An 8,175-nucleotide genomic window follows, 5' to 3' on the forward strand; every position below is an offset into this window, starting at 1 on the left:
GGCCCGGTCCCCGCCCCCTCCACCGGTTCCGAAGCAGACGCGGCAGATCCAGCGGGCCCGGCCGGTCCCGCCGGGTCCACGCGCTTGGTGAACTCGTCGTGTCCCGGCCAGCTCAGTACCAGTTCCTCGCCCTCCAGCCGCGCCGTCGCCAGCACCGGCGCCATGTCCCGGCCGCCGGCCCCGGCGAGCGCCTCGGCGGCCGAACCGTACGACTGGAGCTGACGCAGCATCGCGACGGTCGGCGGCATCATCAGCAGCTCACCCCTGTCGTACGCCCGTGTCGCCTCGGCCGGTCGGATCCACACCGTACGGTCGGCCTCCGTGGAGGCGTTCCTCGTACGCTGCCCGGCCGGGAGCACGGCCACGAAGAACCAGGTGTCGTAGCGGCGCGGTTCGAATTCCGGTGTGATCCAGCGGGCCCACGCGCCCAGCAGGTCGCTGCGCAGCACCAGCCCGCGCCGGTCCAGGAACTCCGCGAAGGACAGTTCGTGGGCGGCCACGGCGGCCCGGTCGGCCTCCCAGTCGTCGCCCGTGGTGTCGCTCACGACCGTCTCTGCGGACTCGCCCGCCAGGAGGACTCCGGCCTCCTCGTAGGTCTCCCGTACCGCCGCGCACACGATGGCCTGCGCCGAGGCGGCGTCGACGCCGAGCCGGCGCGCCCATACGTCACGGGCTGGCCCCGCCCACCGTACGAGCCGGTCGTCGTCCCTGGGATCGACTCCGCCGCCGGGGTACGCGTACGCGCCCGCGGCGAAGGCCATGGAGGCGCGGCGGCGCAGCATATGTACGTAGGGGCCGGCACCGCCGGGACCCGTGTCCGTACCCGTCGAGCCGGGCAATCCGTCGCGCAGGAGCATCACCGTCGCGGCCCGCCGGGGCTCCGCCGGAGTGATCTCACCGGCGGCGAGGGCGCGGATCCGCTTCGGCCATTCGGGCGGGTACCACTGACCATTCGGCATGGCCGGATGCTATGCGCTGGGGCGGTGAGGTTCGAGGGGAACTCAGGCGCAGTGGGGCAACTCATGCTCGGTGAAGCGCTCATGCTCATGCCGTAAGACACCCGTCTGACACCCGTGCCCGGCAGAGCCGGCTGCCCCGGCCGTGCCCGGGCCGCCCGCCTCAGCAGCCTCAGCAGCCCCAGCAGCCCCAGGAAAGACAGCCGCCCGGTACGCGTCGCGTCGTACCGCGCGCGTACCGAGCGGAACCACCGTCGAGCAGGAACCCGGAAGGAACCCAAGAGGAGCCCAGGAGGAACCCGGGAAGACACCCGGGAACAAACCCGGGTGAAATCAGTCCTCCGGGATCAGCTCGACCTGGATCTCGACCTCGACCGGAGCGTCCAGCGGCAGCACCGCCACGCCCACGGCGCTGCGCGCGTGCACGCCACGCTCACCGAGGACCTGCCCGAGCAGTTCGCTCGCACCGTTCAGGACGGCCGGCTGCCCGGTGAAGCCGGGGGCCGACGCGACAAAGCCCAGGACCTTGACCACGCGGGCGATACGGTCCAGGTCGCCGATGACCGACTTGACCGCGGCGAGCGCGTTGAGCGCGCAGGTACGGGCGAGTTCGACGGCCTCTTCAGGACTGACCTCGGCGCCCACCTTGCCGGTGACCGGAAGCTTGCCCTCCACCATCGGGAGCTGCCCCGAGGTGTAGACGTACGTACCCGTCCTGACGGCGGGCTGATAGGCGGCCAGGGGCGGTACGACCTCGGGCAGCTTCAGGCCCAGTCCGGCGAGGGCCGTCTCGACGGCTCCGCTCACGCTGTCTTCTCCCGCTTCAGATAGGCCACGAGCTGCTCGGGGTTGTTCGGCCCGGGAACGACCTGGACGAGCTCCCAGCCGTCCTCGCCCCAGGTGTCCAGAATCTGCTTGGTCGCGTGCACGAGAAGGGGCACGGTCGCGTATTCCCACTTGGTCATGGGCCCGACTGTAGCCGCCCCGCGTGGCGGCCTCGTGCGTAGCCCGCGGCCCCACTGGTTAGGCTCGAATACGTGAGCAGGTTCCAGGTCGTCAGCGGCAAGGGCGGTACCGGTAAGACGACGGTCGCCGCCGCCCTCGCGCTCGCCCTCGCGACCGAGGGCAAGCGCACCCTCCTCGTCGAGGTCGAGGGCAGACAGGGGATCGCGCAGCTCTTCGAGACGGAGGCCCTTCCGTACGAGGAGCGGAAGATCGCCGTCGCTTCGGGCGGCGGCGAGGTGTACGCGCTGGCCATCGACGCCGAGCGCGCCCTGCTCGACTATCTCCAGATGTTCTACAAGCTCGGCAGCGCGGGCCGGGCGCTGAAGAAGATCGGCGCGATCGACTTCGCCACGACGATCGCGCCCGGCGTCAGGGACGTGCTGCTGACCGGGAAGGCGTGCGAGGCGGTACGGCGCCGGGACCGGCAGGGACGTTTCACTTATGACTACGTGGTGATGGACGCGCCGCCGACCGGTCGTATCACCCGTTTTCTGAATGTGAACGACGAGGTGGCGGGGCTGGCGAAGATCGGCCCCATACACAATCAGGCGCAGGCGGTCATGCGGGTCCTGAAGTCGCCGGAGACGGCGGTGCATCTCGTCACGCTGCTGGAGGAGATGCCGGTCCAGGAGACCGCGGACGGCATCACCGAGCTGAAGGGCGCGGAGCTGCCCGTCGGCAAGGTGATCGTGAACATGGTGCGTCCGCATCTCCTCGACGAGGCCGCCGTCCGGGCCGCCGCGGGCGACCGCCGCAAGGAGGTCGCGAAGACGCTCGCGGCCGCCGGGCTCAGCGCGCCGACCAAGCTGGTCGGGCCGCTGCTCGAACAGGCCGCGGAGCACGCACAGCGGGTGGAGCTGGAGCGCGAGCAGCGGGGCGTACTGGCGAAGCTCGGGCTGCCCACGTACGAACTGCCGCTGATCGGGGAGGGAATGGACCTCGCGGGTCTGTACCGGCTGGCGGCGGAGCTGCGGAGCCTGGGGAAGGCCTTCTCGTGAGCCCGGGTTCCTGGGCCGGCCGCGGTTCCGGCGCCGACGGCGCTGCCTGCGACGGACGTAGGGGAGATCCGCTCCGTACGTCCGGCCGTACGCCCGGCTCCAGCGGCTCCCGCCTCCGTACGCGCCCTTCCCGCCGCTCCCGCCGCCGTACGTGCCACTCCCGCACGATGTCCCACGTACCCCTGTCGCGCCTACCTCTGGCGCACGTACTCGTGGCGTACCGCGTACGCGCGTCGTACCGCATAACCGCGTCGCGCCGCGTACCCGTGTCGCACCGCCTGCTCCTGTCGTACGACGTACACCTGGCCCATCTGCCCCTGGACCCGAAGGACCGGGAGGTCCTCGCATGACCCTGCACCCGGCTGCCGCCCCGCTCGCCATCGATCCGCTCCTCGACGACCCGGCCACCCGCATCATCGTGTGCTGCGGTTCCGGCGGTGTCGGCAAGACGACGACCGCGGCGGCTCTGGGCGTACGAGCGGCGGAGCGCGGCCGGAAGGCGGTCGTCCTCACCATCGACCCGGCCCGCCGGCTGGCCCAGTCCATGGGGATCGACTCGCTCAACAACACCCCGCGCCAGGTGAAGGGCGTGGAGGGCCCCGGCGAACTGCACGCCATGATGCTCGACATGAAGCGGACCTTCGACGAGATCGTCGAGGCGCACGCCGACAAGGACCGGGCGCGGGCGATTCTGGAGAACCCCTTCTACCAGTCCCTGTCGGCCGGCTTCGCGGGCACACAGGAGTACATGGCGATGGAGAAACTGGGGCAGTTGCGGGCCCGCGACGAGTGGGACCTGATCATCGTCGACACGCCGCCGTCACGCTCGGCGCTGGACTTCCTGGACGCGCCGAAGCGGCTCGGGTCCTTTCTCGACGGGAAGTTCATCCGGCTGCTGATGGCGCCCGCGAAGATGGGCGGGCGGGCCGGGATGAAGTTCCTGAATGTCGGTATGTCGATGATGACGGGGACGCTCGGCAAGCTGCTGGGCGGTCAGTTCCTGCGCGATGTGCAGACGTTCGTGACGGCCATGGACACGATGTTCGGCGGTTTCCGCACGCGCGCGGACGCCACGTACCGACTGCTCCAGGCGCCGGGCACGGCCTTTCTGGTGGTCGCGGCTCCGGAGCGGGACGCGCTGCGGGAGGCCGCGTACTTCGTGGAGCGGCTGGCGGCCGAGGAGATGCCCCTGGCCGGGCTGGTCCTCAACCGGGTCCATGGCAGCGGCGCCGCCCGGCTGTCGGCCGAGCGGGCAAGGGCCGCGGCAGAAAATCTTGAGGACGGCCGCATTGTGGATCAGGAGGCTGGGAAGGCTGTTGAGCGTGGCGGTGCTGCCCCGGACGGCTCTTCTCCCGAAGCCTCCGGGACGTACGAGGCCACGGAAGCCGCCGCAGCCGCAGAATCCCCCGAAGATCACGCCTCGCCCGACCCCGCCGCGCCCGCGTCGAATCCCACGTTCGCGCAGGCTTCTGACGCACGCTCTGTCACAACTGTGGAACAACTGACCGCGGGTCTGCTGCACCTGCACGCCGAGCGTATGCAGGTCCTCGCGCGTGAGCGGCGGACGCGCGACCGCTTCACCGCACTGCATCCCGAGGTGGCGGTGGCCGAAGTGGCCGCCCTGCCGGGCGATGTTCACGACCTCGCAGGGCTCAGGGCCGTCGGCGATCGTCTCGCCGACGGTCGTGCTACGACCTGAGCGGCGAGGCGTCGTAGGGGCGACGCGGCTGATCGAGCCGCGACAGCCTTGGACGTGCTTGTACGCGTACGAATTACGAATGACGAGACGAGCCTCCTGCGACAACAGGCGCAAGAAGCGACAAGAAGGGGCCTCTTGCTCGGCTGGTCTCCTGTTCGGCCGAGTCGTTTGGTCAGCTAAGTCTCTCGGCCAACCGGGTCTCTTGGCTGACAGGGTCTCTTGGCCAACCGGATGGTCGGCTGAGTCCTTGGTCGGCCGAGTTCTTGGTCAGCCAGGGAGAACCGTTTCGGCCGTACGGTTCGACCGCCCCCTGCACCACATCGTCACCGGACCGCACTCGCCCCACCCGCCGGCGTTGTTGGCCTGCTGACCTGCGGGTCGGCATCATCCGGTCGGACCGGCCGCCGCTCGGCGGCTACCCGACGGCGGCGTACGTCTCGTACGTCTCGTCATCCTCCAAGCCCACGGGCAGCAGGCCCGCGCTGCGTTCGTACTCCGTGCGCGCGGTCTCGAGCAGCCGGCGCCACGAGGTGACGGTCGGTCGCCTGCGCAGCAGTGCGCGGCGCTCCCGCTCGGTCATTCCACCCCACACGCCGAATTCGACGCGATTGTCCAGCGCGTCGGCCAGGCATTCCGTACGCACCGGGCATCCGGTGCACACCGCCTTGGCCCTGTTCTGCGCCGCACCCTGCACGAACAGTTCATCTGGATCGGTAGTGCGGCAAGCTGCCTGCGCACTCCAGTCGGTTACCCAGCCCATGCTGGCGCCGTCCTCTCCCGAATTGAGGCTCCCCCACGGCGGCAGCGGCATATTCACCGCTGCCAGTTGAGGACGTTACGGAAGGCGGGCACAGCGCAACACCCCCTTCGGGCCCAATCTTGAATGGCCCGAACGGACTATGCGTACGCGGCAGATCACCCAGGGGAGTGACCCCGGGGCATAACCGGCTTATCCGACATAGCCGGACACTTCGCTTGAGTCACAACGGGCACCCGGCTACAGGCCGGGGCGTACCGGACATCGCTTCCCGCGTTTCGGGTTCACCGGAAGTTCATGTCGGAGGCTTGATGCGCAACCACTCTGCTGTGACAGTTGAGCACAGCTTAGGCCAGAGCCTTGACGCGTGTCCGGCGAATGAGAACGTAGGCTGCCCTCATGCCAAAGAAGCGCTCGGGCGGGGGTCTGACCGGGACCCAGCAGGCCGCCAAATTCCTCGGTGTCAGCGTGCTCGCGGGAGCGGTCCTGGCAGGAATCGCTCTGCCGGCCTTCGGCGCGCTGGGGCTCGCAGCCAAGGGAACCGTCGAGGGATTCGACGAGATTCCCGCCAACCTCAAGACCCCGCCGCTGAGCCAGCGGACCACGATCCTGGACTCGCAGGGCGGCCGTATCGCCACGGTCTACTCGCGCGACCGTACTGTCGTACCGCTCAAGGACATCTCCCCGTACATGCAGAAAGCGATCGTCGCGATCGAGGACTCGCGCTTCTACGAACACGGGGCCATCGACCTCAAGGGCGTGCTGCGTGCGGTCAACCGCAACGCGCAGTCGGGCGGCGTCTCCGAGGGCGCGTCCACCCTGACCCAGCAGTACGTGAAGAACGTCTTCGTCGAAGAGGCGGGCGACGACCCGGAGAAGGTCGCCGCCGCCACCCAGCAGACCCTGGGCCGCAAGATCCAGGAGCTGAAGTACGCGATCCAGGTCGAGGAGGAGCTGGGCAAGAAGAAGATCCTGGAGAACTATCTGAACATCACCTTCTTCGGGCAGCAGGCGTACGGCGTCGAGGCCGCCGCCCAGCGCTACTTCTCCAAGGCCGCCAAGGATCTGAAGCTGGAGGAGGCGGCGCTGCTCGCGGGCATCGTCCAGTCGCCGAGCCGGTACGACCCGGTGAACGACGAGGAGGAGGCCACCAAGCGGCGCAACACCGTGCTCCAGCGGATGGCCGACGTCCGTGACATCTCCCAGTCGGAGGCGGACCGCGCCAAGGCCACGCCGATCAAGCTCAATGTGAGCCGCCCCAAGAACGGCTGCATCACGGCTGTCAGCGGCGCGGGCTTCTTCTGCGACTACGTACGCTCGGTCTTCCTCACCGATCCGGTCTTCGGCAAGGACCGCGAGGAGCGCGCCAAGGTCTGGAACCAGGGCGGGCTGACGATCCGTACGACCCTGGACCCGCAGGCGCAGAACTCGGCGCAGAACTCGATCAAGGACCATGTCTTCCAGAGCGACGCGGTCGCGACGGCGCTGACCATCGTCGAGCCGGGGACCGGCAAGATCATGGCGATGGGCCAGTCGAGGCCGTACGGCTTCGGGAAGAACGAGACGCAGATCAATCTGTCCGTCGACCAGAAGATGGGCGGCGGCGCGGGCTACCAGCCGGGGTCGACCTTCAAGCCGATCGTCGCGGCGGCCGCGCTGGAGCGGGGCATTCCGGCGACGCAGACGTACCCGGCCCCGTACAAGATGACGTACCCGACGCCGGTGCAGACCTGCGACGGCCCCTGGACCGACCGGGACGTCCCGGTCGAGAACGAGAACGAGTCCGAGGTCGGTCCTTACGGGATGAAGGAAGCGACCGCCAAGTCGGTCAACACGTACTACGTCGAGCTGATCAGCCAGATCGGCGTCTGCCCGGTGACCGAGCTGGCGGACAAGATGGGCGTCAAGCGGGCCGACGGGAAGAAGATCCAGCAGGTCCCCTCGATCACGCTGGGCACGCAGGAGGTCTCGCCGCTGACGATGGCCTCGGCGTACGCCACCTTCGCCAGCCGGGGCATGTACTGCACCCCGGTCGCCATCGAGTCGATCACCGGCCCCAACAAGAAGCCGATGCCGGTGCCGAAGACGAAGTGCGACCGCGCGATGTCCGAGACGACCGCGGACACCGTCAACACGCTGCTGAAGGGCGTGGTGGAGGACGGTACGGGTCAGGAAGCGGGCCTCGGCAGCCGGCCGAGCGCGGGCAAGACCGGTACGACGGACTTCCGGTACGCGGCCTGGTTCGTGGGCTACACGCCCAACATGTCGGGCGCGGTATGGGTCGGGGACCCGCGGCACTCGAAGAAGATGGTCGACATCACCATCGGCGGTGAGTGGCACGAGAAGGTCTTCGGTGGCGAGGTTCCGGGGCCGATCTGGAAGGACGCCATGTCGGGCGCGCTGGACGGGCGGCCGGCTCTCGGCTTCACCGAGGTGAGTATCCCGGACGCGCCGAAGGGCCGGGACGAGGACCCGAACAAGCCGGGCAACGACAACGCGGGTCAGGACAACGGCGGCCAGGACAACGGCGGTCAGAACGGCGGACCTGGGGGCGGCAACGGGGGCGAGGACCCGGTCTTTCCCGGGGGCCCGCAGCCGGGACTGATCAGTGGCGGTGGCCGCAACGGCGGCGGCAACGGGAACGGCGGCCAGGACGGCGGCGGGAACTTCCCGTAGGCGAGCTGTACAGCAGGCGCGAGGCGCCCGGTCGGTGAGGGATCACGGACCGGGCGCTTTTGCTTGGGGGTGGGGGCTTGGGGG

The 8,175-nt window shown here is 69.3% G+C and carries 8 protein-coding genes; 4 read left to right on the plus strand and 4 right to left on the minus strand.

Features of this window, described 5'->3' with window-relative positions; all coding sequences use genetic code 11:
- The 3 genes from WH07_RS20340 to WH07_RS38950 all read right to left on the minus strand — a co-directional run.
- Window positions 1-959 (minus strand): NUDIX hydrolase (locus WH07_RS20340; protein ID WP_046501858.1); only part of this gene is annotated, 959 nt, incomplete at its 3' end.
- A gap of 330 nt (window positions 960-1,289) precedes the next feature.
- The gene (locus WH07_RS20345) at window positions 1,290-1,763 is read right to left on the minus strand and encodes a RidA family protein (RefSeq protein ID WP_046501860.1); all 474 of its coding nucleotides are present in this window, start codon (window positions 1,761-1,763) and stop codon (window positions 1,290-1,292) included.
- Window positions 1,760-1,921 (minus strand): DUF4177 domain-containing protein, encoded by a 162-nt coding sequence (locus WH07_RS38950; RefSeq protein WP_093601778.1) that lies wholly within the window; start codon window positions 1,919-1,921, stop codon window positions 1,760-1,762. The genes WH07_RS20345 and WH07_RS38950 overlap by 4 nt, the downstream gene beginning before the upstream one ends.
- Window positions 1,922-1,993: 72 nt before the next feature.
- On the opposite strand from WH07_RS38950, the gene WH07_RS20350 reads away from it, so the two are divergent.
- From WH07_RS20350 to WH07_RS20355, 3 genes are all read left to right on the plus strand, one after another.
- Window positions 1,994-2,959 (plus strand): ArsA family ATPase, encoded by a 966-nt coding sequence (locus WH07_RS20350; protein WP_046501863.1) that lies wholly within the window; start codon window positions 1,994-1,996, stop codon window positions 2,957-2,959.
- A 167-nt stretch (window positions 2,960-3,126) separates the two neighbouring features.
- On the plus strand, window positions 3,127-3,309 hold the full coding sequence (locus tag WH07_RS39875; RefSeq protein ID WP_157877393.1) for a hypothetical protein: 183 nt from the start codon (window positions 3,127-3,129) through the stop codon (window positions 3,307-3,309).
- On the plus strand, window positions 3,306-4,658 hold the full coding sequence (locus WH07_RS20355; protein WP_046501865.1) for an ArsA family ATPase: 1,353 nt from the start codon (window positions 3,306-3,308) through the stop codon (window positions 4,656-4,658). Before WH07_RS39875 ends, WH07_RS20355 begins: the two co-directional genes overlap by 4 nt.
- A gap of 415 nt (window positions 4,659-5,073) precedes the next feature.
- Here WH07_RS20355 and WH07_RS20360 read toward each other — a convergent pair whose 3' ends face one another.
- Window positions 5,074-5,418 carry a WhiB family transcriptional regulator gene (locus WH07_RS20360; protein ID WP_030353248.1) on the minus strand — a complete coding sequence of 115 codons (345 nt, stop codon included), beginning with the start codon at window positions 5,416-5,418 and terminating at the stop codon, window positions 5,074-5,076.
- 396 nt (window positions 5,419-5,814) lie between these two features.
- On the opposite strand from WH07_RS20360, the gene WH07_RS20365 reads away from it, so the two are divergent.
- On the plus strand, window positions 5,815-8,091 hold the full coding sequence (locus WH07_RS20365; protein WP_046501869.1) for a transglycosylase domain-containing protein: 2,277 nt from the start codon (window positions 5,815-5,817) through the stop codon (window positions 8,089-8,091).
- Window positions 8,092-8,175: the final 84 nt, after the last annotated feature.

This window comes from Streptomyces odonnellii (assembly GCF_000981895.1).
Taxonomy (GTDB): Bacteria; Actinomycetota; Actinomycetes; order Streptomycetales; family Streptomycetaceae; genus Streptomyces; species Streptomyces odonnellii.